The sequence below is a fragment of the Legionella parisiensis genome, from assembly GCF_001467945.1.
Lineage (GTDB): Bacteria > Pseudomonadota > Gammaproteobacteria > Legionellales > Legionellaceae > Legionella > Legionella parisiensis.
On sequence record NZ_LNYQ01000013.1, the window covers coordinates 1,307,475 to 1,330,918 of the forward strand.

The following is a 23,444-nucleotide window of genomic DNA, read 5'->3' on the forward strand; positions in this document are numbered from 1 at the left end:
CTCCTGAGTTTACATAATATAATAGGTACCGATTGCCATAGTTCTATTGTACGGTAGTTTATAAAATTCGATATTCAAATTGGCAGAATAATTGCGTATTAGAAAGGCAAACAACTTTTCTTGCCAATAAAAAGCTAATGTTTTTTTTGATTTTGATGCGGTAATATTGGGAATTTCTACCATATATGTAGCGCGATCAACATTTAACTTAAAAGGAAAAAGATTTTTGTTAGAGGCTCGTTCCAACGCCCTGGGTATAGAAATAGTTTCCATAAAACCATAATGTAAGGTTAGAGTGAACACTTTTTCATGCAAGCATGTAATTTCATAACGTTGGCTGTAATGTATATACGGAATGTTATCTACAACGTAACTAACAATAAGTACGCGCTCAGGAACAGCCCGGCTTAATTTAAGAAAGTGAAGGAAGCTGCCCCCGCTTTTATCATAGACATCGGTGATAAAAACTGCTGTCAGATCGGTTAGTTGATTTAAACTTTTATATTCTAGCTGCTTGAGAATCTTGGAAATGTCATCTTTATTCATATAGTAATTTTCGCGTAAATATTCCAAGCCAAATTTCCAGGTATACATAATGGTCGCGATGAGGAAAGCAAAAATAACAGGAACCCAACCGCCAGTTAAAAATTTATGTAAATTTGAACCAAGAAATGCAAAATCTACGATAAGGAAGAAACCAAATATAATCATGACCTTATATTTTGACCATTTCCAAATTGATATTGCAGCATAGGCAACCATCGCATCAATTAGAAGCATGTCTGCATTTACAGCGATGCCATAAGCATGTGCGAGCCTATCTGAAGTTTGGAAGGCAATACAGAAAGTTAAGGTGCCAATAAACAAAATAAAATTAATTTGTGGTACATAGATCTGCCCGGAAAATTCTTTAGATGTTTGTACTATAGGTATACGAGGACATAAGCTGAGTAATACCGCCTGTTTTGTTAAAGAAAACGTAGCCGAAATTACAGCTTGTGAGGCAATTATCGTGGCAATAGTAGCAAGAATAATCAAGGGAATATAAAACCACTCAGGGGCAATCATATAAAAAGGATTGCTGATTGCATTTGGGTTTATGAGTAAGTTAGCCCCCTGGCCAAAATAATTTAATAACAAGCAAGGAAGAACAACTGCAAACCAGGCGGCACGAATAGGGTTTTTCCCAAAATGGCCTATATCTGCATAAAGTGCTTCACCCCCGGTGACAACAAGAAAAATACCGCCTAATAACAAATATCCTTTCAGTCCTGTATCGCGAATTAAATCGAAGGCATAATAAGGATTGATCGCGGTAAGCACAATAGGAGCATTAGCAATTTGTATGATGCCAAGAATAGCAATCGTAATGAACCAGATCAGTATAAGAGGTCCAAATAGAGTCCCTATACTTCCAGTTCCTCTTGCTTGCAACATAAAAAGGAGAACCAGAATAATAATAGCAATAGGGAGAATATAGGGCGTAAATGCATTTGAAAGAGTGCTAAGACCTTCTACAGCACTAATTACAGATATAGCCGGTGTTAGCATCCCATCCCCTAACAGTAATCCGGCTCCAAAAATTGCGATGATGTAAAATAAAGGCGTGTATTTTGTACTTTTATGCTTCATTAGAGCTAAAAGGGCGAGAATGCCTCCCTCACCATCATTATCCGCACGTAAAATTAAAATCAGGTATTTGAATGAAATAACAAGAATCAAGCACCAGAAAATAAGTGACAGTACTCCCAAAATATGTGTCTGAGTAATAGGGATATTATTTAATGTTACTTTTAAGGCATATAATGGGCTTGTACCTATATCCCCAAATACAACGCCTAATGCTCCTAAAGAGAGACCATAAGAGAACTTGTGTGTGTTTTCCATATCTATTACCAGAATGCGTTGCTAAATATAATAGCAAAAAGGGAGATAAAGAGTTTTTTCATATTTGTTATACTGTCCCTGACTTTTATTTTTTCCACCAGTTTATTGGGGTGGGAATTGCTTTCTTAGATTTATAAAATTATGAACTATTGCAGGTCTTGTGTTCTTTGTGTAGATTAGCCCATTTTTGTTCTTTGGGAAATAGAAAATGAATGCAAAAGTTATTTTGCTTGCAGCAAAACAAAATACTGTATTACGCGGCCATCCATGGATATTTCCTAAGGCTATTGCACGAACACAAGGAAAATTAGTTACAGGACATTTGATTGATATTTATAACGCAGAGGAAAAGCTTATTGGTGTAGGTGTTTATAATGAGCATTCTCTTTATAGAGTCAGAGTCTTGGCGCTTGCCAATGAGTCCATCGATATGAGCAATTTGCCTGCCCTGATGACGCATCGATTAAGTCAGGCAAAACAAGTTAGAGAATGTTTGAATCTGCCTAATGAACAAACTACTGCTTATCGATTGTTTAATAGTGAAGCAGATGGTCTTTCTGGTTTAACGATTGATCGATTTAATCAAACGTGCGTTGTTGCCAGTTCTGCTTATTGGGTTGAACTCAATCGAGAAATTATCATTCAAATATTACAAAATTTATTTCCTGAAGATCAAATTGTGTGGATGCCACAAAGTAAACCCTTGAGCCAAGATGGCTGGAAACAAATTAACGTACAAGAGAAACATTATAATACCCAAGTTTTTGAGGCAGGAGCTATTTATGAGGTAGAATTTGCCCAGGCACAGAAAACAGGATTGTTTCTTGATCAACGAGAGAATCATCAACGTATTGCCCAGTTGTCCAAAGGAAAGCGCGTATTAGATCTTTATTGTTATAGTGGTGGCTTTGCATTGCATGCTGCTAAAGCCGGAGCGTTAAAGGTGACAGCAGTGGACAGTTCTGCTCAGGCTGTGACTCAAGCTAAAAAAAATGCAGTATTAAATGGTTTGGCTCAAATTGAATTTATCGAGGCCGATGCGCGTGAATATTTATCAAAAGCAGGGAGTTATGATATCGTTGTTCTTGATCCCCCTAAATTAGTTCCATCAAAGCAACATGTTGAGCGTGCTAAAAACTATTATCGGTTTTTACATCGAGAGGTATTTAAGTACATGAAATCTGGTTCCTTATTAATGACTTGCAATTGTTCTTCAGCGCTTTCATCTCATGAATTTTGTTCTTTGGTTAGTCTTCAAGCTGGAGCAGTAGGGAAACAAGCGCGTATTTTAGGTGTATATGGCCCAGCAAGCTGTCATCCTACCTTAGCTTCTTTCCCAGAAGGAAATTATCTTACTGCGATTTTGCTAGCCGTTGTGTAGTCAGTAGTATATCCAGGGGAGGTTGGGTCAATTTGACCCAACTTACAAAGCCAAGCAATGGTTAATGATTCCATTTAGGTATGGACAGATCTATCTCTGTCTTGCAAGCATTGCAATACATCATAAAAACTAAGTTCACATGCTTTTAATAAAACAAATAAGTGAAAAACTAAGTCGGCGCATTCATTAACTAATTCTTCACGGTTGTTATTCACTGCAGCAATTACTGCTTCAATGGCTTCTTCGCCTACTTTTTGTGCGCATCGAGAGAGCCCGGATTCAAATAATTGTGCTGTATAACTGTTTTCATTTTTTGAGTCTGCACGCTCATTAATGAGTTCAATCAATTCATGTATAAAACCAAGATTTGTTTGATGTTCAGGCTGAAAGCAACTTGTGTATCCTAAATGACAAGCGGGCCCTTTAGGCAAAACCTGAATTAAAAGGCTGTCACTATCACAATCCACACTGATATGCTGTACGGACATGCTATTACCAGAACTTTCACCTTTACGCCATAAACGTTTTCGACTGCGGCTGTAAAGATTCAATTGACCTGTAGTCAATGTAGCGATCAATGCCTCTTGGTTCATATAACCTAACATTAGAACATTACCATTTTCAGCATTTTGGATGATGGCTGGTAATAAACCGTTCATTTTTTTCCAATCTAAAGAATTAATTTCCATATGAATCATAATCGTACCTCAATTTTTTGTTTTTTAAGTTCTAATTTAATTTCGTGTATCGTCAAAATTTTGTCATGAAAAATGCCAGCCGCTAAAGCTCCATCAACTCGAGACTCTAGAAACACTTGAGTAAAGTCATCAAGAGATCCGGCGCCTCCAGATGCAATTAATGGTACCTGACATAAAGGCCGTACTTGTTTTAATTGATGCAAATCATACCCTGTACGTACGCCGTCTGATTGCATACAGTTTAGTACAATTTCTCCTGCACCTCTGTCTTGTACTTCTCTGATCCATTCTCTTGTTCTGCGTCTGGAGTTAAGGATTTTTTTGTCATCCCCGGTGTATTGATAGACATAATAATCATTATCTATCCATTGACTATCGATTCCTATTACAATACATTGGCTTCCAAAATTCCGACATAGTTCGTTAATCAAGTTAGGATTTTCTAATGCCGGGCTATTAATGGATATTTTATCGGCCCCAGAGTTTAATACCGATTTTGCCTGATTAAGTGACCGAATTCCACCTGCTACAGTAAAAGGAATGTTAATTGTTTCTGCAACTTGATGGACCCACTCGGGGCAAACTGAGCGCTGTTCAGAACTTGCAGTTATATCATAAAAAACTAACTCATCTGCACCTGCTGCAGAATAATCAGCAGCAAGTTCTAGAATGTTCCCAACGACACGATGATTACGAAATTTAACGCCTTTGACTACTTGGTTATGGCGTACATCAAGACATGGAATAATTCGTTTGGTTAACATAATTTATACTCAAAATAATAATATAGGCCTACGCGAACTATGCTAACATTGCGCTTAGGTCAAAAGTACCCTGGTACAGGGTCAATCCCAAAACCGCTGCAGTAACTCCTAGGGCATCCAATCGATTAATATCCTCTGCATGACGAATGCCTCCTGAAGCTTGCCATTCAATCTGAGGAAAGCGTTCTATTGCTTCTTCATACAACTCAAAATTTGGTCCTTGCATCATTCCATCACAAACAATATCAGTACAAAGTACTTGTTTAATTCCTAATTGCAGATAATGAGACGCAACATCCCACAAGTTATTATTTGTTGTTGTTTGCCACCCATGAATAGCAGGGATGGGGATTGTATTTTTCATGCGAATATCTAAAGCCAGGATAATGTGTTGCGGTCTGATTTCCTTAATAATGAGTGCAGTCAGCTCAGGATTGGTAATGGCAATACTGCCTAAAACCAGATTGGATATTCCAGCTGAAAAACATAATAATGCTTGTTCTAAAGAGCGAATTCCCCCACCTGCTTGTACGATGATTCCTGTATTTTGCATGGCACAAATTAAAGGCAACTGTTGCATCGCTCCTGTTTGAGCGCCATCCAAATCAACAATATGCAAACGCTTTGCCCCCAATTCGGCAAAATAAGCAGCACGCTCTACTGGCGGGATATCGAATTGAGTGACGTGATCAAATTGTCCCTGTCGCAAACGTACACAACGACCTTTTTGAATGTCAATTGCAGGGATTAGGATCATACGGACCTCCATTTTTTAAATCAGTTAACGACTACAAAAATTGTTGAGTAAAGCCATTCCAGTTTCGGCAGATTTTTCCGGATGAAATTGCATACCCCAAATGTTATTTTTTTGAATTATTGCTGCGAACGATTCATTATATTCACAATTGGCTAAAGCATACTGACTTTCACCTAGTGCGTAACTATGAACGAAATAAACATAATCATGCTTCCTTAATCCTTGTTGCAAGAATGTTTCTGTACACCACTGCAATTGGTTCCAGCCCATATGAGGTACTGGATAACCTTCTTTCTGGCGTAACCGTTGAGCTCTCCCAGGAATCATCCCAAGACAACGTACATCGCCTTCTTCGCTGCTTTCAAGCAATAATTGCATGCCAAGACAAATACCCAAAAGTGGTTGTTCCAGCGAAGTAATGACATCGATCAACTCATATTGACGCAGCGCATTCATCCCATAAGCTGCAGTACCTACTCCTGGTAAAATTACATGACTTGCTTTTTCAATTTCTTTTGCCTCGTGCGTTAACTGATAATTAAAACCCAGTCTTTTTAAGGCATTAACTAAAGAGGTTAAATTGGTGCCGCTGACATCAATAATGGCAATCATAATACCCCCTTGGTCGATGGTAGAATACTGTTTGTTTTCATACAGGCTTGACCCAGCACCCGTCCTAGTGATTTGAAACAGGCTTCAATCATGTGATGATGATTTTGGCCTGTCACTTCAATGTGAATGGTTGCGCCAAGGGCTGTGGCAAATGAATTGAAGAAATGGGGAATCATTTCGGTTGCCAGGCCTCCAACAAACTCTCTAGTAAATTGACCCTTAAAATCGCAAAAACCTCTTCCACTAATATCTATAGCTATAGATGCTAAAGATTCATCCATAGGTAAAGTAAAGCTATAGCGGTTAATCCCCCTTTTGTCGCCAAGTGCCTTTTTTAGCCCTTCACCCAAAGCGATTGCGGTATCTTCAATTAAATGATGATCATCAACCTCTATATCGCCGGAGGCATATAATTCAAGATTGAATCCACCATGTTTGGCTACTTGCTCCAGCATATGGTTAAAGAATGGCAATGGAGTACTTATAGAGCTGCTCTGATCAGTATCCAAAATCAGAGTTAACTTTATGTCTGTCTCTTTTGTCTTTCTTTGGATTACTGAAGTTCGTTTTTGATTCAGTATTGTTTGGGTAATTTGCTCCCATCCATGCTCTTTGGAGACTGGCAAAAATTTGATCCCTAGATTTTCAGCAAATTGTCGGTCAGTTTCTCTATCCCCAATAACCCAAGTACATGAATTATTGAGTGCTCTCTCTTTGAGGAATTGATCCACTAATCCTGTTCTCGGTTTTCGGCACATACAATTATCTTCGGGCATGTGGGGACAAATAAAAATCTCATCAAAAAACACTCCTTGTGACGAGAAAATATCCAGGATAAATTCATGACAAATCATAAAATCATCTTCAGGAAAAGAAGAGGTACCTATACCGTTTTGATTGCTGACCATAATCAAGCGAAAGCCCTCTTGTTGCAATTGCAGTAATGCTGGAATAACACGGGGTGTGAGCTTTATTTTATCTAAAGAATCTACTTGAAAATCGAATGGTTCTTCAATTAAGGTTCCGTCACGGTCGATAAATAAGATTTTTTGCATTTTTAATATCCTGAAACATTATTTTGAAAAGACGATAAAGCGCGCAGCAAAAGTTGATTTTGTGGCTCATCACCTACTGTGATTCGTAAATGATCATGCAGCGACGAATTCGGTGAATAGCTTTTGATTACTATGCCTTGATTGGCGAGCCAAGAAACCAATTCATACGTATATTCGGTTTTAATAAGAATGAAGTTTGTTTCAGTGGGATAGACTTTTTTGATAACAGGGCATAATTGTAATTCCTTTATTAAATTTGCTCGAGACTCTTTAATTGTATTTATTGCCTGTAAAAACCACTCATTTTTTTCTAATGCACGTAGTGCTAAATCAATCACTACACTAGAAAGAGGAAAGGGCGGCATAATTTTATTCAAGGCCCGAATTACATTTTCTTGAGCGATAATGATTCCTAAACGAAGGTTGGCTAGGCCATAGGCTTTAGACAAAGTACGTAAAACAATTAAATTATCGAATTGAGAAATGAGACACGTTGCACTTTGGGTTTGAGCAAATTCAATATAAGCCTCATCAACAACGATAACAGAACGATTTTTATATTCATCGCACAGAGTTGCAATAAAGTCGAGCTCGATTAAGCTTCCTGTAGGATTATTAGGATTACACAAAAAAATGAGTTTACAGTTGTTTTTCCACGTGCTACGAATTTCGTCTAGAGAAAGTTGAAAGTTGTTTTGAGCATCTAAAGGACATTCAATAAGTTGAGCGTGTTGTAAATAGGTATAAAAAGAATACATAGAAAAAGTAGGGGGACACTGCATGCATGCATCTTGCCCAGCACTAAGAAATAAACGTGTGATTAAATCAATACCATCATCTGATCCACGAGTGAGCACAATTTGCTTTTCTTCAACTTGATAGTATTTCGCCAAGTGTTCTTGTAGTTGGTCCTGCAGATATTTTTCTGGATAAAAATTTAAACTGATATTCGTACTTAATGCGGACCAAGGAAGTTCGTTCGCATGTAATCGATGTCTCATGGGTACACTACCAACACTATAAGGTTGATTATCTAATAATTCAGGGCGTATTAAATTAAGTACTGACATTTAAAGCTCCAGTGAGTTCAACCTGATTGCCACAGCTTGTGCATGAGCATCCAATCCTTCAATTTGAGCCAGAGTAATTGCTGCAGGCCCCAAAGCTTTAATTCCTTCTTTGCTAACTGATTGAACATTAAAGTGAGTAAGAAAATCGAGCGTACCAAGGCCGCTATGATTTTTGGCAAAACCATGAGTTGGCAGAACATGGTTTGATCCAGTTATATAATCACCAAGTGTTTCAGCTGCCCAGGAACCAAGAAATACAGTACCTACAGCGTATATCTCATCAATCCAAGAGTCTGCGTCTTCGCGATTTATAATCAAATGCTCAGGAGCATAGGAGTTAATTATATGTAATTGCTCTTTTTTTTCAGCGCATACAATAATCAAGCTATTTGCTAGTGATTGCTTGATTATTTTTGTTCTTGATAGAGTATTAAATTGTGCATACAGTTGTTGGTTTACCTGTTCCGCGATTTGTAGAGAATCACAAATCAGAATGACTTGAGAGTCTGCTCCATGTTCAGCCTGTGCCAGTAAGTCAGCAGCGATAAATGCTGGATTTGCTTGATTATCAGCGATGACCATGACTTCCGAAGGCCCAGCGGGCATATCAATTGCTGCCCCATAAGGATCGGAGGCAACCTGCTTTTTTGCTTCAGTAACATAACTGTTACCTGGTCCAAAAATCTTGTCTACCTTAGTAACCGTTTCAGTTCCATAAGCCATAGCTGCAATTGCTTGTGCTCCTCCAAGTGCATAAATGGTATCGATGCCGCATAACCTTGCTGCAACTAATAAATGTTCGTTAATTGAACCCGATGCATCAGGAGGAGTACAAAATATTTTTATAGGACATCCAGCGACATAGGCGGGGATGGCTTGCATTAATAATGAAGAAATGAGAGGCGTCTTATTTCCTCCTGGTACATACAAACCAACTCGTTGAATGGGCCTATAGGTGCTGTAAATATTTACGCCATTGGCTGTATCTATATTTTTATTTTCTGGTAAAAGAGCTTGGTGATAGGTGGTAATAGTTTTGACTGCTTCAGTAATGGCAGCGAGAGAGCGTTTACTAATGGATGCATTGTCTATTTTTTGTTTAGGGATTTGCAAGCTGTTCAAACGAGCTCCATCAAATTGCTCAGTTAATGTAAGTAATGCTTGATCTCCAATAGTTCGCACCAGTTTGATAATCTCTTGGACCTTGATTTTTGCTGACGATGTTTGCGTAGGACGCGTTAGGCAAATTTCTTTTTCAGCTTGAGAGAGGGATTGCCAATTTTTAATCGATAACATCATACTACTCCAACATTTTTTCTATAGGTAAAACCAATATAGAACTGGCTCCGAGGGTTTGAATGGTTTCTAAAGTGTTCCAAAATACACGTTCGCTGGATACAACATGCACTGCTACTTTATTTATATTGCCGGGTAAAGGCAGAATTGTAGGTGACTCAGCTCCAGGCAATTTTTCTGCAATTGCATCAAGGGCTGATTTCGGAGCATGAAAAACTATATATTTTCTTTCCTGCGCTTGTTGTACTGACTGGATTCTCCGCGCAAGCATGTCAAATAGATCCTGAAACATGTATGAAAAAATCTGCGCGCTTTGGATTAATACAGCTTGACTAAACAGCACGGTATCAACTTCATATAGTTTATTGTCTTCTAAAGTTTGACCACTTGAAACAAGGTCACAAATTGCATCCGCCATACCCATTCGTGGTGCAACTTCAATTGATCCGGATAGCACAAGGCTTTCCGCGCATATTTTTTTGTCATGTAAATATTGATTTAGTAAATTAGGATAGCTCGTTGCAATTCGTTTGCCATCCAAGCTTCCTGGTCCTTCATAATCTGTAGCTTCAGGAATGGCTATGGATAAACGACAAGTGCAAGTGCCTAATGCTGCTGTTGTTTTATATAATTTTTGTGGGTTGGCAAGCGAGGCTTCCAGTAAGACATTTTCCCCAACGATTCCGCCATCACATAAGCCATCGAATACTAAAGTAGGTATGTCATCATCGCGGACGAAAAGTAAATCAATAGGAAAGTTATCAACATGAGTAAGCAAGCTATTTGGTTTAATACGAAATTTCAAGCCACATTGCTGCAAAAGCCTTAAAGATTCTTCAGATAGACGCCCTTTCTTTTGTAAGGCCAAACGTAAACGATTTTTCACGACAACTCCAATCTCTTCGCGATTAGTTCATAACCGCCTGTACCAAAACTTAAACAACGTGCTACACGAGTTATTGTGGTCACGCTGACCCCTGTTTGTTCATGAATGGTGCGATAGGGGATACCTTGCCGCAATAAAGGAACAACTTGCCAACGATCTGCCATTGCCTCGAGTTCTGCTGGGGTGCACAAATCGATAAAAAATTGCAATGCTTCGTCTTTACTCTCCAGCAAACTAATGGCGTGCATTAAATCAGGCAAAGCAGAATGTTTTACTGTTGTATGTGTTTTCATGTTAATGTATTAGTGTAATAGAACATTAATCAAATCATACTGACTCTTTTTAATGCTGTCAACAAAATGTGCGAGCAATAAAGGTTGATAAAGTAACGTACGGCACTTTATGCACGTAATCCAAAACGATACTGAAAGGCACTGCTACTATTTTTTTAAAGTAAAATCTCTGGATACCGCGCATAAAGCGCAGTAGGTAGAGGGCATTAAAGTTTACTATTTAGCAAGAGACTAGTTTTATCGCATATAGGAAAATACGTTTCTACAGTCTTTAGCGATGTCTAAAAATCTGTCATCCCTCCGTAGGCAGGGATAGCAGATTTTTTTATATATTGAAATTAACAACCATACACAGATTGGTATGCTTCGAGTTTTTTTACTTGTTCGTTTTGATTTGTACTTTTTAAGTAATCGATTAAATCAAATAAAGTGATAATTGAATATACGTCAATACCTTGCGCTTTAATTTCAGCCAATGCTGATTCGTTAGTTAATCCTCGCTCACATCGATCTAGGGCGATAATAACTCCATTCAATTGCCCTCCATTTTCCCTAATTAGAATCTGTGACTCTCTAAACGCTGTGCCTGCAGTAATAACATCGTCAATGACAATTGTTTTTCCAGTTAAGGGCGCACCAATTAATTGGCCTCCCTCGCCATGATTTTTTACTTCTTTTCGATTAAATGTAACCGTAGTTTCTTGCCCTAGTTCAGCTAAGGCAATAGCTGTAGCTGTAGCAAGAGGTAATCCTTTATAGGCTGGGCCAAATAAGTGGTCGAACTCAGCCTGATGCTCAAGTAATGTTTTGGCATAAAATTGGCCTAATTGCTTTAAAGCGTTGCCCTGATAAAATAAACCTGCATTAAAAAAATAGGGGCTGGTGCGGCCAGACTTTAAAGTAAACTCACCAAATTTTAAAACTTGGCAATCAAGTGCTAATTTTATAAAAGCTGATTTCATCTGATTCATTATGTATTTCCAATAGAAAAAAAAATTATAAAGATATCGATTTTTTTAAAAAATCCTTAACAATCAATAAAAAACTGCTATGCTAATCTATATGTAAAGAAATATTTCTTACATGAGTGTATGTTTATAATTACTCAGCGCTTTAATAGTAAAGATTTTTGTGCTGAAAATAAACATCTGTAATAGTTGGATAGTAAAGCTTAAGACAAAGGGGATAGCTAATGTCGCAAAGAGAAACGGGCCATGTAAAGTGGTTCAATGAGAAAAAAGGATTTGGATTTATCATTAATGAAAATGGTGATGATATTTTTGTTCATTATAAAGATATCCAAGGTGTTGGATTTAAAACCCTTCACGAGAATGATCCAGTATCCTTTGTGCTTGATAAAGGACCTAAAGGACTGAAAGCACAAGACGTTACAATTATTACTGAATAGTAAGGTAACGAATCAATATATTCTCAGCTATCGCTGCGTGTTAAGTTTAGCCTGGGCGAGGTTTTTCCATAACCCGGGTTACTTTTCATGCAATGGATTTTTGGTTATAGTTGCAATCTGGATTTGTTTCCGTAAGCTCTTGTTGAGCTCGAAAATCTTAAATCATAGGGATGTAACAATTAATCAATATTCTTTTTTTGTCTAAAATACCCCCAAAAGAAAAACGTATTAATACCTCTTGAATTCTTCTAAAGTACCTTCATATATCTTCTTCTTGTTTATTAATTTTTCTTTAAAAGGTGGAATATGAAGAACTTATCTATATATCAGGTAGATGCATTTGCATCTGCTCTTTTTGAAGGTAATCCTGCAGCAGTCTGTCCTTTAGAACATTGGTTAACTGATAAAGAAATGCAGCATATTGCTACTGAAAACAATTTATCTGAAACCGCTTTTTTTGTTCCTGAAGGAGATGGATTCTATATAAGATGGTTTACCCCAAATGAAGAGGTCGCTCTATGCGGTCATGCAACGCTTGCAAGTGCATATGTTATTTTTGAGAAACTAGGATTTAAGGATAAAAAATTAAAATTTAATTCTAAAAGCGGGGCGCTTATTGTTTACAAAAATGACAATGGTTTAATGATGGATTTTCCAGAGTTACCTCCTCACCCAATTGAATTACCACCTGAGCTGCAGCAGTTAAATTTAAAAAAACCTCTGAAAGCCTTAAAAAGTCAGTTTGATTTAATGTTTGTTTATGAAGATGAAGACGACGTGCGTACAGCAGATCCAGATTTAGATGCCGTAGCACGCTTGGAGTATAGAGGTCTGATATTAACTGCTCCAGGTAAAAATACTGATGTTTATTCACGGTGTTTTTATCCAGGATGTAATGTTCCAGAGGATCCAGTGACTGGTTCAGCTCATTGTGTAATTGCCCCTTACTGGTGTGAGCGATTAGGTAAATCACGTATTGATGCGATACAAGGTGGAACCCGTCGGGGGAAATTGCAATGTGAGGTAAAGGAAGGACGAGTTTTTCTTTATGGAACAAGTCATCTCTATTTAGAAGGCACAATTTACTTGCCATAAACTCTTTAGAACTTATAAAGTTTTATTAGCCTTGTGGAGCGATAATGATATTGCTCCATTTTTAATCATTAACAGTCAATTCTTTGGCGAAATATTGGGCCTATTTACATTTTTTCTGCGCTTCCGGCACTCGAAAAACAAGTCATTTTTACTTAGCTAGCGAAATGCAAACAGACCTTTGGATTCACATCATCACACACTGATTAAAATTTATTAGATGACATTAGTCACCGTTATATTTATCATGAGTGGTGTTTAAACGATCGCATTAGAAAAGGAGTATCTTATGACTATCTTTATGTTCCCCGGACAAGGATCCCAGGTAAAAGGGATGGGAATTGAATTATTTTCGCATTTCCCTGAGGAAATAAAACAAGCTGATGAGATTTTAGGATATTCCATTAAAGAATTATGCTTAGATGATCCAAAACAGCAATTGAGCAATACTGAGTATACACAACCCGCATTATACGTTGTTGAAGCCCTCTCTTTTTTGGCAAGGGCTGGTGAAGAGCCGGCACCACAATATCTCATAGGACATAGTTTAGGAGAGTATGCTGCTTTATTTGCAGCAGGTGTTTTTGATTTTGTTACCGGACTAAAGCTTGTGCAAAAGCGTGGTGAGTTGATGGCTCAAGCAAGCGGCGGGGGAATGCTGGCAGTAATTAATTTATCTGAAGAGCGAATTAAATTTTTACTGGGGGCCAATGGTTTGGACTCTGTAGATTTTGCAAATTTTAATTCGCCGAAACAAATTGTTCTTTCTGGACTCGCTGCAGATATTGCCAAAGCGAATGAGTTACTTGCCAATGAAGCCCTGATGTGCGTACCCTTAAAAGTCAGTGGCGCATTTCATTCCCGTTATATGCAAGCAGCAGCTAGTGAGTTTGCAAAATTTATGGCTCCCTTTGAATTCTCCCCGCTTAAGGCCAAAGTAATTTCCAATGTGACTGCAGAGCTTTATAGCGACAACATGATTAAGGAAAATTTAGTAAAGCAAATTTCTCATCCTGTTCGTTGGACGGAAACGATTCGTTATTTAAAAAATAAGGGGGAAACCGTTTTTATAGAAGTAGGACCAGGAAATGTGCTGACTCGCCTAGTAACGCAAATCTAATTATATCGAACAGGGAATTTTTGCATCTAGAGCGACAAATCCCCTGAGAGATGCATCTCACACTTGAAGAGCTTTTAGCCATTTTGTGCACATGTTTTGAAAAGCTCCCTCTTGACTTTGCACTTTCTTGACTATCCCGCATAAGCGCAGCAGAAATGTTTATCAATATCTAGATCTAGCGTGAAAAATCGGAATTCTTCCGGTATAAAGCACAGCAGGGAGGAATAAAAATTCTATGAGAGAATCCTCTCAGAATGGAACATGAATAAACCCCTTTTTTTAAAGAAAAAAACTTATAAGTCATTACATCCAAAAGAAAAATATCATCTACACTTAAATAGTGATTCATTTTAAAGAGGGTGCAATATGACAATTCGACTGAAACATGAGCATGGAAAGTTAGAAGAAATAGAACTTTTTAAGATACAACACCACTTGGCGCTTCCCCATCTTAATAAATATTTACAATCAAAGGGCGCAAGGCAATGTAAATCAATAAAAAAAATCAGTGTTGATCATTCCAGTTTGAATGAAAATGATTATCATGCACTACATGACATTTTTAAATTATCAACAAAAGTTAATGAAATTTCATTTTATTCAAATCATATTGATACCGATCAAGTTACCTATATATTCGAATCATTACCCACTAAAAAGCTGAATAAAATCAAATTCGTAGATAATTGGATAGGGGAAAAAATTTCTTCTGATTTTTTCTCTTTTTTACAAAAGAAAAAATTGAAGGTTTTGGATTTATCCTTAAATTGGTTGCGTGATGCCGGAGTACAGTATTTGTTGAAGGCAATAGAGGCGAATACGGAATTGAATGAGCTGGTGCTAAGCTGTAATGATTTTGGTTTAGGCGGAATGAGGGCATTGCATCATTTTGTGTTGGAGCATACAACATTAAAAGTTTTGGATATTTCCTACAATAATTTGGATGAAAAATGCGCAAAAGAAATTGCTGACATGATTACAGAATCAAAATCCTTGACTCATCTTAACCTTAGGAGTAATAAAATAGGCGATGCTGGAGCCGATCTTATTGCACAAGCATTAAAATCCAATAAAAATTTACAATACGCAGATTTATCGGATAATAGAATTTCAGAAACAGGGTTGTCTCGACTCGTACGTGAGGCAGTGGCACATGATAAACTTGCAGGATTGATTTTAAAGCATAATCATCTTCTTCCTCCAACTTTAAAATCGAATCAATCAGACTTACACGTTTTTTATTGATAGAAAGTGCAGAATTATATAACCGTTCAGTGTAGTATTCATCTTTTAGTTAATACATGAACGGTTATATTAATCCATGGAGTTTTGCTAATGGGCACTGGTGCTTTTTACCTGTTAAAAGAACGTAGATTTTTGCCTTTTTTTCTTACTCAATTTTTTGGTGCTTTCAACGATAATGCATTCAAATTAGCGATGCTCACATTGATTAGTTACCACTTAACACATGACCAAGCTCAATCTGAATTCTACCAAGCAATAGCGGGTGCTCTGTTTATAATGCCTTTTTTTCTTCTTTCAGCGACTGCTGGACAATTAGCAGATAAATACGATAAAGCATTGATGACTCGACTAATTAAAATATTAGAATTATTTTTAATGATTGTTGGTAGTTTTTCCCTATATTGGGGGAATATTTTTATGATGATGCTCACTTTGACTGGCTTAGGGGTGCACTCAACTTTTTTTGGACCAATAAAATATGCCATTTTACCAGATCATTTGCCTAAGAAAGACTTACTAGGTGCAACAGGTTTGATTGATGGAAGTACTTTTATCGCTATTTTACTGGGAACTACTATGGGTTCTTTATCCATTGGAATGAACAATCCTAGACCCTATATGGCGGTTTTCTTGACAGTGATAATTGCGGTTGCTGGTTTAACTTCAAGTCTATTTATCCCAAGAGCCCCGTCCACCTCCGAAAAGATAAAAATCGATATGCAGATTTGGCGAGTGACATATAAGATGCTGAAGCAGGTTACTGAACATTTCGGTATTTTTTTATCTATTTTGATTTTATCTTGGTTTTGGTTATTAGGAACAGTAATCCTGACAAAACTACCGGATTATACAAATTATGTTTTAGGAGCAAATAATACGGTTTTTGCATTATTTCTTGCTTTGTTTTCCGTAGGAATTGCCTGCGGTTCAGTAACCGTGAATTTTATTTTTCAAGGGCGAATTAGCTTGCCTATGGTTCCTTGGGCAATGTTTGCTGTTTCCTTCTTTACCATGGATTTATATTGGGCAACCCCTTTAATGGAGGAAGGTTCACTACTTACTTTAAATACTTTTTTTACACAGTTTACTCATTGGCGTATTGCTTTTGATTTATTCATGTTAGCTTTTAGTTCCGGTTTATTTGTTGTTCCTTTGTATACCTATTTACAAGTTGCCAGCCCCCCTCAGTCAAGAGCCAGGATTATTGCGACCAATAATGTTTATAACGCCCTGTTCATGGTTATAGGGACGATTATGGTTATTAGTTTATTACACTTTAGTGCCGCAATCCCGAAGATATTTTTTATTTTGAGTTTATTAAATGCTGTGGTTGCCTTACTGGCCAAGATCAATTTAAAAAGGGTGGTTTTGCTAGAAAAATAATAAAGTGGGATATAACCTAAGTGAAGCACAGAGGCACTGACCAGTAAACAACTTAGTGCCTTGCGTTCATCCCGAGGCCGAGGGACGTAAGATAGAGTAAGAATAGTAGAACTCTGTACCTTATCAGATTTAAGTATTTGAGTACGCTAACCAATCGCGTGGTGGAAGAAAATCGGTATAAAGTTTTGCTTCTGCACTATGTGCATCAGGTTGCCAATTGTATTCCCAGGTGACTTCAGGTGGTAAAGACATTAAAATCGATTCTGTTCTGCCATTTGATTGTAAGCCAAATAAGGTTCCACGATCATATACCAAATTGAATTCTACATAACGCCCTCTTCGATAATGTTGAAATGCTTTTTCTCTTTCGCCAAAAGGATGGGACTTGCGACGTGACACTATTGGAGAATAAGCCTCAATATAGTGATCCCCTATGCTCTGCATCAGTGCGAAACTGTGCTCGAAACTTATTTCATTATAATCGTCAAAAAATAAGCCACCAATTCCGCGAGCTTCATTTCGATGCTTAATAAAAAAATAATCATCGCACCATTGTTTGAATTTAGGGTAAATCTCCTGGCCAAAAGGTTGGCAGGCACGTAAGGCAGTTTGGTGCCAATGCCTGCAATCTTCTTCAAATCCATAATAGGGAGTTAAGTCAAATCCACCACCAAACCACCAAACTGGTTCAGCCCCATCTTTTTCTGCAAGAAAAAAGCGAACATTAGCATGCGATGTAGGAACATAGGGATTATCAGGGTGAATTACTAATGATACGCCGAGCGCATTAAAATTTCTGCCTGCTAATTCGGGGCGGTGTGCGCTTGCTGAAGCAGGAAGATGTGCTCCAGAGACATGAGAAAAATTGACACCTGCTTTTGCAAAAACTGAACCTTGCGTTAAAACACGTGTAATTCCGCCGCCACCAGAGGGACGTTTCCAAGCATCATCAATAAATCGAGCTTGGTCATCAAGCTGCTCAAGTCTCGAACAAATTTTATTTTGTAATTCTAAGAGGTAGGTTTTTACTTGTTCAATCGCGTTTTCTGGAAAAGTATGATTTTTTGACATATGGCTGAGCACCCCAATTTATAACCCGCTTATTTTCTCATTTATTTGAAATTGGCACAATGTTTGCTTTTGTTGTTGAACATACTTGAAGGGGGAAAATATGGCGTTAGATCTGAATTCATATTTTGGAATACATGCTCAAGCTTTAGTAGCTCGTGATCAAAGGGCATCGCAATTAGCGAACAACCTAGCCAATGTCAACACACCCAATTATAAAGCTCAAGATATCGATTTCAACGAATTTTTAGCAGCCAGTATGGCTGGTGGTGCACAAAAGATGGAGGTTACGTCGCCTAATCATATTAATACAAACGCCGATTTTTCTGCGAATTTGAAATATCGAGTGACGTCGCAAGTATCTTTAGACGGTAATACAGTGGATAAAGATTTGGAAACCACAGAATTTGCACGCAATTCCCTTAACTACCAAGCCAGCCTGAGCTTTCTTGATGGTAAAATCAAATCCATGATGCTTGCGCTAAAAGGAGAATAAGAATGACATTAAGTGCAATTTTTAATATTGCAGGCTCCGCATTGACCGCTGAAACAGCGCGTTTGACCACTAGCGCTGAGAATATGAGTAATGCTAATGTAGAATCAGGAAGCGCTGATGAAACATACAAAGCGAAGTATCCGATATTCAAAGCAGTACAGGAGCAGGCAAACCAATGGATAGGGGAACAAGCATCAGGAGGGGTTCAGCTTAAAGGAACTTATGAAAGTACCTTAGATCCTCGCAAGCGTTATGCACCTGATAATCCCCTGGCAGATAAAGATGGATTTGTTTATACACCGAATGTGAACTATGTTGAAGAAATGGCAAACGTAATTTCTGCTTCAAGGTCATACCAAATGGATGTTGAATTGCTTAATACAACAAAACAACTGTTGTTACGAACTTTAAAGTTGGGTGAATAAGGGAGAAAAGTGAATGTCGACAAATTCAGTTAATGGAACTAACGCATCTAACCCATCATTGAACAATCAAATCGATTCCACAACAAAAAATAGTTTGGGGCAACAGGATTTTCTTCGTTTAATGGTTGCTCAAATTCAAAATCAGGATCCAATGCAACCGCAGGTAAACGGCGAATTTTTATCGCAATTGGCACAGTTCAGTACTAATGATGGAGTAGCCAAAATGCAAGAGTCGTTACAACAAATGGCAACATCTCTGCAATCAAATCAGGCTTTACAAGCTTCGGCTTTAGTAGGGCGTAAGGTTTTAGTCAACAGCCAGACTCTTCAACTAAGTACCGAGGGTGATGCAAAGGCAGCAGTTGATATTCCACCAGGTCTAAGTAATTTAAGTGCCTCAATTTATTCAGAATCTGGTGAACTAATAAAAACGATTCCTTTAGGCCAGCCTGCTCCCGGATTTTTTCAATTTGGTTGGGATGGTACCGGCGGTGACAATAATCGGATGAAAGAGGGTAAATATAAAATTGAAGTGCATGCTGTATATGGAGGGAAAGAAGTATCATTAAAAACAATGACCTCTGCCAATGTTGATAGTGTAAGTCTCGGCCAAAATGGAGAAGGCTTAAAATTGAATGTAGCAGGGATTGGTCCAATATCATTGGATCAGGTAAGACAAATATCAGTTTAAAAGCAGGAGGCTAAAATGATTTTTGACGCAGCGTTAAGTGGACTTCAGGCAGCAACTAGTAATTTGGATGTTATAGGTAATAATATTGCAAACTCTTCAACTGTAGGTTTTAAGGGCTCTCGGGCTAACTTTGGTGATATTTATGCTTTTGGTGGTTACGGCAGCTTTGGTGCAGGCAGTACTTCTATAGGTAGTGGGGTGATGCTGACCCAAGTTCAGCAATCGTTCGCATCTGGAAATTTATCCAGTAGTACAAATAGCCTGGATCTTGCAGTGAATGGTTCTGGTTTTTTTATTTTAAACAATCCAGGCGGAGGGGCGGTATACACACGCGCAGGTCAGTTTAATTTGGATAACCAAAATTATATTACTAATGCCAACGGGCAATTTCTTACTGGACTCCTTTCTGATGGCAATGGAAATATTACAGGAACCTCTGGAAAATTACAGATAAATACAGAGAATATAAGTCCGCAGGCAAGTACCACTGTGACGACTGGCGTCAATTTAAATTCACAAAGTACTCCTCCTGCCATTGACTGGACTGGTGGAGCCGCGCCACTTAGTAGCTCATATAATAATCCAACATCATTAACTATTTATGATAGCTTAGGAAATTCGCATGTGCTTAGCATGTATTTTATCAAAGCAGACTCTGCTGCAGCAGCCGGTCAACCTAATGCGTCAACTCCTCCAGGTACAGAGAATCAATGGTATGTAGCTTTTCAAATTGATAACCAAAATGTTCCAGCCAATGTGGGAACAGATAATACAACAAATCTGTTCGAAGTGAATTTTAATTCAGATGGATCCTTTGTCGGGGTTGCTAGTCCAGGAGGTACCGCAATAGGTAATAATCTCATTCCGCTGTCACTTAATTTGAATAATGGTGCCAATCCTTTAAGTTTGAATATTGATTTATCGAACAGTACGCAGTTTGGTAGTCCTTTTGGTGTTCAATCTACTTCCTCAGATGGTTATACAACAGGAAGCCTGGCTAGCCTGAGTATTGATGATACCGGGCTTATTTTGGGAATTTATACCAATGGCCAGTCTATGGCTATGGGACAAATTCAATTAGCTAATTTTGCTGATCCTACAGGCCTACAAAATATGGGAAATGTTTGTTGGGCTGAAACTTCCGCGTCAGGACAGCCTTTAATTGGTACTGCTGCCTCAGGAGGTTTTGGTGCCGTTAAATCAGGTATGTTGGAGCAATCTAATGTTGATTTAACAAGTGAATTAGTTGATTTGATTAGTGCGCAACGTGACTTTCAAGCCAATGCCCAGTCAATTCGTGCTGGCGATACAATCACACAAACTATTATTAATATGCGTTAGGAGGTAACTCATGGATCCTATCTTGTATAATGCTGCAGGTGGAGGGCGTATCGGTTTTAAACGCCAGGAGATAATCGCCAATAATTTGGCGAATGTGAGTACTCCAGGCTTTAAAGCGGATATGTATCAGGCACAAACTATGTATGCAAATACAGATGGATCCGGCAAAGGGCCATCCTTTTCGATACAAAACCCGAGCGCAGTTGATTTGAGTCCTGGTGAGATTATGACAACAGGGCGCAATCTCGATCTGGCAATTGAGGGTAATGGATGGTTTGCAGTAAGTAACAGTCAAGGCAAAGAGGCTTATACTAAAGCTGGGAACTTACATTTGGATATTAATGGCTTATTAACAACCGGTTCCGGGCATCCGGTTTTAGGTAATGGCGGCCCAATTTCGATCCCTCCAGCCCAATCTGTCAACATAGGAATTGATGGTACAATTACGGTTGTTCCATTGGGAGGCGATCCTAAAAGCGCGGCCATAGTGGACAGAATTAAGTTAGTCACACTCGATAAAAATAATGTTGTCAAAAATTCAGAAGGTTTATTCCAATTGAATAATGGCGGTACTCCGACTGCTGCTGATGGGAGTGTTAAGGTTAGAAGCGGGGCTATCGAAGGATCTAATGTGAATGCTATTGATCAGATGGTTGAAATGATCACCTCTGGGCGTGAATATGATGCGCATATGAAGCTGATATCCACAGTCGAAGACAATTTCCAAAAACTGGCACAAGTATTGCAAGAATGATAATTAATTTATAGTGCTATCCCCTAAGTTCTAGACAGGCGCAAGTATCAAGGGGCGAAGGAGTGTACTCAAGTGCATGACTGAGCCCAACAAGCTTACAACGATGTATAGAAATTAGTTGGTGTAGCTCCAGTTGAAGAATAAGAATAATTGCGGAGGGATCTCCATGGAACCAGCATTATGGGTAAGTAAATCAGGCTTGGAAGCACAAGAAAAAAATATCGCTACGATTGCTAATAATTTGGCAAACGTTAATACGACTGGATTTAAAAAAGATAGAGCAATATTTCAGGATTTGCTTTATCAGAATTCAAGCCAGGCTGGGGCCCAATCTTCAGAGAACTCTTTAATTCCCACGGGAATAAATTCAGGTGCAGGGGTCCATTTAGCTGCTACGGAAAAAATATTTGAGCAGGGAAGTGTACAAAATACACGGAATCCTTATGATTTAATGATCCAGGGACAAGGATTTTTTACGATTTTAATGCCAGATGGTACCCAGGCTTATACGCGTGACGGTACTTTTACAGTGGATAATACAGGCCAACTTGTTGATATTAACGGGTATCCGTTGCAACCTGCAATAAATATCCCTACTCAAACTTTAGGAGTAACAATTAGTACAGAGGGAGTAGTGAGTGCTACTGTGGTTGGAAGCAATACCCCAACTGTACTCGGAACTATTCAACTCGCTAATTTCACGAACCCGACAGGGCTTCAACCTATAGGGCAAAACCTTTTTATAGAAACTGCTTCGAGTGGTGCTGCAACACTGAATAATCCGGGAAATTCGGGGGTTGGTACTTTGTTGCAAGGCTCTTTAGAAGCTTCGAACGTGAATGTGGTTGAAGAATTAGTCAATATGATTCAAGCACAAAGAAGCTACGAAATTACCGCAAAGGGCATCCAGACAGTGGATAACATGTTGCAATACTTGAATCAAACTGTTTAAGAAGATTTCATTAATGAAATTATTTAATTTACTTGTTGTAAGCTTAGTTGTCATGCTTATAAGTGGCTGCGAACTTTTTAATCCTCCCCAGCGTGGAAAGGAGCCTGACTATGCACCTACCTATCCTACAACCCCTGATCCAAAGGAGTTGAGGAAAGAGTCTGGAGCTATTTATAGTGCTGAAACAGCATTGCCTCTTTTTGAAACACCAAGGGCTAGGCATCCTGGCGATATAATTACTGTATTTTTAGTTGAAAGCACCAATGCATCTAAAAATGCAACACTGCAACAGATGAAGACAGATACAAACGTAGTCAAAAACAAACTCTTTTTGGGACGTCCAATATCCTTAAATGGTTACAGTATGGATTTTGATTTGAACAATCAGCGACAGTTCAACGGTTCTGCTCAGGCAGTACAAAATAATAAGTTAGCGGGAAGTATTTCAGTTACTGTGGCTCAAGTGTTGGCAAATGGCAACATGGTAGTTCAGGGAGAAAAATGGGTTAAAATCAACCAGGGTGAGGAGTATGTACGTTTATCCGGTATTATTCGACCTCAAGATGTTCGGGCTGATAACTCCATTACCTCAGATCGTCTGGCTAATGCTCGTATTGCGTATGGCGGTACTGGACAAGTGAATAACACGAATGCCCAGGGATGGCTGGCGCGAATTATGTGGGGACCATTATTCCCAACGTAAACTAACCGGTAATCCAAATAACGTTAATATGATTTGAAATGGGTATCTAACTGACTAGTGTTTCGCT

Annotated in this window: 25 protein-coding genes; 13 read left to right on the forward strand and 12 right to left on the reverse strand. The window is 38.4% G+C overall.

The features are described from left to right. Positions 1–9: 9 nt before the first annotated feature. On the reverse strand, positions 10–1,887 hold the full coding sequence (locus Lpar_RS11850; RefSeq protein WP_058518121.1) for a potassium transporter Kup: 1,878 nt from the start codon (positions 1,885–1,887) through the stop codon (positions 10–12). 208 nt (positions 1,888–2,095) lie between these two features. Between Lpar_RS11850 and Lpar_RS11855 the strand changes: the two genes are divergently transcribed. Further along, entirely contained in the window at positions 2,096–3,268 is a 1,173-nt protein-coding gene (locus tag Lpar_RS11855) for a class I SAM-dependent rRNA methyltransferase (protein ID WP_058518122.1), read from the forward strand. Positions 3,269–3,342: 74 nt separating this feature from the next. Here the strand turns inward: Lpar_RS11855 and hisIE are convergent, their stop codons facing one another. From hisIE to pyrE, 10 genes are all read right to left on the reverse strand, one after another. After that, complete coding sequence (gene hisIE / locus Lpar_RS11860; RefSeq protein ID WP_058518123.1) at positions 3,343–3,966, reverse strand: bifunctional phosphoribosyl-AMP cyclohydrolase/phosphoribosyl-ATP diphosphatase HisIE; 624 nt, start codon at positions 3,964–3,966, stop codon at positions 3,343–3,345. Continuing rightward, entirely contained in the window at positions 3,963–4,730 is a 768-nt protein-coding gene (gene hisF, locus Lpar_RS11865; RefSeq protein WP_058518124.1) for an imidazole glycerol phosphate synthase subunit HisF, read from the reverse strand. Before hisF ends, hisIE begins: the two co-directional genes overlap by 4 nt. Before the next feature lie 37 nt (positions 4,731–4,767). Next, positions 4,768–5,487, reverse strand: coding sequence for a 1-(5-phosphoribosyl)-5-[(5-phosphoribosylamino)methylideneamino] imidazole-4-carboxamide isomerase (locus tag Lpar_RS11870; protein ID WP_058518125.1), 720 nt, complete (start codon positions 5,485–5,487; stop codon positions 4,768–4,770). A gap of 24 nt (positions 5,488–5,511) precedes the next feature. Beyond that, positions 5,512–6,099, reverse strand: coding sequence for an imidazole glycerol phosphate synthase subunit HisH (gene hisH, locus Lpar_RS11875; protein ID WP_058518126.1), 588 nt, complete (start codon positions 6,097–6,099; stop codon positions 5,512–5,514). Continuing rightward, positions 6,096–7,154 carry a bifunctional histidinol-phosphatase/imidazoleglycerol-phosphate dehydratase HisB gene (gene hisB, locus Lpar_RS11880; protein ID WP_058518127.1) on the reverse strand — a complete coding sequence of 353 codons (1,059 nt, stop codon included), beginning with the start codon at positions 7,152–7,154 and terminating at the stop codon, positions 6,096–6,098. The genes hisH and hisB overlap by 4 nt, the downstream gene beginning before the upstream one ends. 2 nt (positions 7,155–7,156) lie before the next feature. Further along, positions 7,157–8,224 carry a histidinol-phosphate transaminase gene (hisC, locus tag Lpar_RS11885; RefSeq protein ID WP_058518128.1) on the reverse strand — a complete coding sequence of 356 codons (1,068 nt, stop codon included), beginning with the start codon at positions 8,222–8,224 and terminating at the stop codon, positions 7,157–7,159. After that, complete coding sequence (gene hisD, locus Lpar_RS11890; protein ID WP_058519256.1) at positions 8,225–9,520, reverse strand: histidinol dehydrogenase; 1,296 nt, start codon at positions 9,518–9,520, stop codon at positions 8,225–8,227. Positions 9,521–9,524: 4 nt separating this feature from the next. Next, on the reverse strand, positions 9,525–10,406 hold the full coding sequence (hisG, locus tag Lpar_RS11895) for an ATP phosphoribosyltransferase (protein WP_058518129.1): 882 nt from the start codon (positions 10,404–10,406) through the stop codon (positions 9,525–9,527). Beyond that, a complete protein-coding gene (locus Lpar_RS11900) occupies positions 10,403–10,699 on the reverse strand; it encodes a YerC/YecD family TrpR-related protein (protein ID WP_058518130.1) in 297 nt (98 codons plus the stop codon). The genes hisG and Lpar_RS11900 overlap by 4 nt, the downstream gene beginning before the upstream one ends. Positions 10,700–11,037: 338 nt before the next feature. Next, the gene (pyrE, locus tag Lpar_RS11905) at positions 11,038–11,670 is read right to left on the reverse strand and encodes an orotate phosphoribosyltransferase (protein WP_058518131.1); all 633 of its coding nucleotides are present in this window, start codon (positions 11,668–11,670) and stop codon (positions 11,038–11,040) included. 221 nt (positions 11,671–11,891) lie between these two features. Here pyrE and Lpar_RS11910 point away from each other — a divergent pair, with 221 nt between their 5' ends. The 5 genes from Lpar_RS11910 (at position 11,892) to Lpar_RS11930 (ending at position 16,947) form a co-directional block, all read left to right on the forward strand. After that, positions 11,892–12,107 carry a cold-shock protein gene (locus tag Lpar_RS11910; RefSeq protein WP_003631957.1) on the forward strand — a complete coding sequence of 72 codons (216 nt, stop codon included), beginning with the start codon at positions 11,892–11,894 and terminating at the stop codon, positions 12,105–12,107. Positions 12,108–12,413: 306 nt separating this feature from the next. Further along, on the forward strand, positions 12,414–13,202 hold the full coding sequence (locus Lpar_RS11915) for a PhzF family phenazine biosynthesis protein (RefSeq protein WP_058518132.1): 789 nt from the start codon (positions 12,414–12,416) through the stop codon (positions 13,200–13,202). A gap of 286 nt (positions 13,203–13,488) precedes the next feature. Then, positions 13,489–14,319 carry an ACP S-malonyltransferase gene (gene fabD, locus Lpar_RS11920; RefSeq protein WP_058518133.1) on the forward strand — a complete coding sequence of 277 codons (831 nt, stop codon included), beginning with the start codon at positions 13,489–13,491 and terminating at the stop codon, positions 14,317–14,319. Positions 14,320–14,685: 366 nt separating this feature from the next. Further along, complete coding sequence (locus tag Lpar_RS11925; RefSeq protein ID WP_058518134.1) at positions 14,686–15,564, forward strand: leucine-rich repeat domain-containing protein; 879 nt, start codon at positions 14,686–14,688, stop codon at positions 15,562–15,564. Positions 15,565–15,654: 90 nt separating this feature from the next. Continuing rightward, a complete protein-coding gene (locus Lpar_RS11930) occupies positions 15,655–16,947 on the forward strand; it encodes an MFS transporter (RefSeq protein WP_058518135.1) in 1,293 nt (430 codons plus the stop codon). Positions 16,948–17,076: 129 nt separating this feature from the next. Here Lpar_RS11930 and hemF read toward each other — a convergent pair whose 3' ends face one another. Beyond that, positions 17,077–18,018 carry an oxygen-dependent coproporphyrinogen oxidase gene (hemF, locus tag Lpar_RS11935; protein WP_058518136.1) on the reverse strand — a complete coding sequence of 314 codons (942 nt, stop codon included), beginning with the start codon at positions 18,016–18,018 and terminating at the stop codon, positions 17,077–17,079. A gap of 100 nt (positions 18,019–18,118) precedes the next feature. Between hemF and flgB the strand changes: the two genes are divergently transcribed. The 7 genes from flgB (at position 18,119) to Lpar_RS11970 (ending at position 23,377) form a co-directional block, all read left to right on the forward strand. Continuing rightward, positions 18,119–18,511: a flagellar basal body rod protein FlgB gene (gene flgB, locus Lpar_RS11940; protein ID WP_058518137.1), complete on the forward strand. Its 393-nt coding sequence runs from the start codon at positions 18,119–18,121 to the stop codon at positions 18,509–18,511. 2 nt (positions 18,512–18,513) lie between these two features. Continuing rightward, positions 18,514–18,936 (forward strand): flagellar basal body rod protein FlgC, encoded by a 423-nt coding sequence (gene flgC, locus Lpar_RS11945; RefSeq protein ID WP_058518138.1) that lies wholly within the window; start codon positions 18,514–18,516, stop codon positions 18,934–18,936. A 13-nt stretch (positions 18,937–18,949) separates the two neighbouring features. Next, positions 18,950–19,627 (forward strand): flagellar hook assembly protein FlgD, encoded by a 678-nt coding sequence (locus Lpar_RS11950; RefSeq protein WP_058518139.1) that lies wholly within the window; start codon positions 18,950–18,952, stop codon positions 19,625–19,627. 15 nt (positions 19,628–19,642) lie between these two features. Then, positions 19,643–20,968, forward strand: coding sequence for a flagellar hook protein FlgE (flgE, locus tag Lpar_RS11955; protein WP_058518140.1), 1,326 nt, complete (start codon positions 19,643–19,645; stop codon positions 20,966–20,968). A gap of 10 nt (positions 20,969–20,978) precedes the next feature. After that, complete coding sequence (gene flgF, locus Lpar_RS11960) at positions 20,979–21,722, forward strand: flagellar basal-body rod protein FlgF (protein ID WP_058518141.1); 744 nt, start codon at positions 20,979–20,981, stop codon at positions 21,720–21,722. Positions 21,723–21,888: 166 nt separating this feature from the next. Continuing rightward, positions 21,889–22,674, forward strand: a complete 786-nt coding sequence (gene flgG, locus Lpar_RS11965) for a flagellar basal-body rod protein FlgG (protein ID WP_058518142.1) — start codon at positions 21,889–21,891, stop codon at positions 22,672–22,674. Positions 22,675–22,687: 13 nt separating this feature from the next. After that, positions 22,688–23,377 (forward strand): flagellar basal body L-ring protein FlgH, encoded by a 690-nt coding sequence (locus tag Lpar_RS11970; RefSeq protein ID WP_058518143.1) that lies wholly within the window; start codon positions 22,688–22,690, stop codon positions 23,375–23,377. Positions 23,378–23,444 lie beyond the last annotated feature (67 nt).

What these genes read in the sequence shown, in the direction of transcription:
- fabD (WP_058518133.1), top strand. Translation starts at nt 13,489, where the DNA reads ATGACTATCTTTATGTTCCCCGGACAAGGATCCCAGGTAAAAGGGATG.
- Lpar_RS11855 (WP_058518122.1), top strand. Translation starts at nt 2,096, where the DNA reads ATGAATGCAAAAGTTATTTTGCTTGCAGCAAAACAAAATACTGTATTA.
- Lpar_RS11970 (WP_058518143.1), top strand. Translation starts at nt 22,688, where the DNA reads ATGAAATTATTTAATTTACTTGTTGTAAGCTTAGTTGTCATGCTTATA.
- Lpar_RS11925 (WP_058518134.1), top strand. Translation starts at nt 14,686, where the DNA reads ATGACAATTCGACTGAAACATGAGCATGGAAAGTTAGAAGAAATAGAA.
- Lpar_RS11900 (WP_058518130.1), bottom strand. Translation starts at nt 10,699, where the DNA reads ATGAAAACACATACAACAGTAAAACATTCTGCTTTGCCTGATTTAATG.
- hisB (WP_058518127.1), bottom strand. Translation starts at nt 7,154, where the DNA reads ATGCAAAAAATCTTATTTATCGACCGTGACGGAACCTTAATTGAAGAA.
- flgG (WP_058518142.1), top strand. Translation starts at nt 21,889, where the DNA reads ATGGAACCAGCATTATGGGTAAGTAAATCAGGCTTGGAAGCACAAGAA.
- hisIE (WP_058518123.1), bottom strand. Translation starts at nt 3,966, where the DNA reads ATGATTCATATGGAAATTAATTCTTTAGATTGGAAAAAAATGAACGGT.
- flgF (WP_058518141.1), top strand. Translation starts at nt 20,979, where the DNA reads ATGGATCCTATCTTGTATAATGCTGCAGGTGGAGGGCGTATCGGTTTT.
- hisD (WP_058519256.1), bottom strand. Translation starts at nt 9,520, where the DNA reads ATGTTATCGATTAAAAATTGGCAATCCCTCTCTCAAGCTGAAAAAGAA.
- hemF (WP_058518136.1), bottom strand. Translation starts at nt 18,018, where the DNA reads ATGTCAAAAAATCATACTTTTCCAGAAAACGCGATTGAACAAGTAAAA.
- hisC (WP_058518128.1), bottom strand. Translation starts at nt 8,224, where the DNA reads ATGTCAGTACTTAATTTAATACGCCCTGAATTATTAGATAATCAACCT.
- Lpar_RS11930 (WP_058518135.1), top strand. Translation starts at nt 15,655, where the DNA reads ATGGGCACTGGTGCTTTTTACCTGTTAAAAGAACGTAGATTTTTGCCT.
- Lpar_RS11950 (WP_058518139.1), top strand. Translation starts at nt 18,950, where the DNA reads ATGTCGACAAATTCAGTTAATGGAACTAACGCATCTAACCCATCATTG.
- hisF (WP_058518124.1), bottom strand. Translation starts at nt 4,730, where the DNA reads ATGTTAACCAAACGAATTATTCCATGTCTTGATGTACGCCATAACCAA.
- pyrE (WP_058518131.1), bottom strand. Translation starts at nt 11,670, where the DNA reads ATGAATCAGATGAAATCAGCTTTTATAAAATTAGCACTTGATTGCCAA.
- flgE (WP_058518140.1), top strand. Translation starts at nt 19,643, where the DNA reads ATGATTTTTGACGCAGCGTTAAGTGGACTTCAGGCAGCAACTAGTAAT.
- Lpar_RS11870 (WP_058518125.1), bottom strand. Translation starts at nt 5,487, where the DNA reads ATGATCCTAATCCCTGCAATTGACATTCAAAAAGGTCGTTGTGTACGT.
- flgB (WP_058518137.1), top strand. Translation starts at nt 18,119, where the DNA reads ATGGCGTTAGATCTGAATTCATATTTTGGAATACATGCTCAAGCTTTA.
- Lpar_RS11915 (WP_058518132.1), top strand. Translation starts at nt 12,414, where the DNA reads ATGAAGAACTTATCTATATATCAGGTAGATGCATTTGCATCTGCTCTT.
- Lpar_RS11910 (WP_003631957.1), top strand. Translation starts at nt 11,892, where the DNA reads ATGTCGCAAAGAGAAACGGGCCATGTAAAGTGGTTCAATGAGAAAAAA.
- Lpar_RS11850 (WP_058518121.1), bottom strand. Translation starts at nt 1,887, where the DNA reads ATGGAAAACACACACAAGTTCTCTTATGGTCTCTCTTTAGGAGCATTA.
- hisH (WP_058518126.1), bottom strand. Translation starts at nt 6,099, where the DNA reads ATGATTGCCATTATTGATGTCAGCGGCACCAATTTAACCTCTTTAGTT.
- flgC (WP_058518138.1), top strand. Translation starts at nt 18,514, where the DNA reads ATGACATTAAGTGCAATTTTTAATATTGCAGGCTCCGCATTGACCGCT.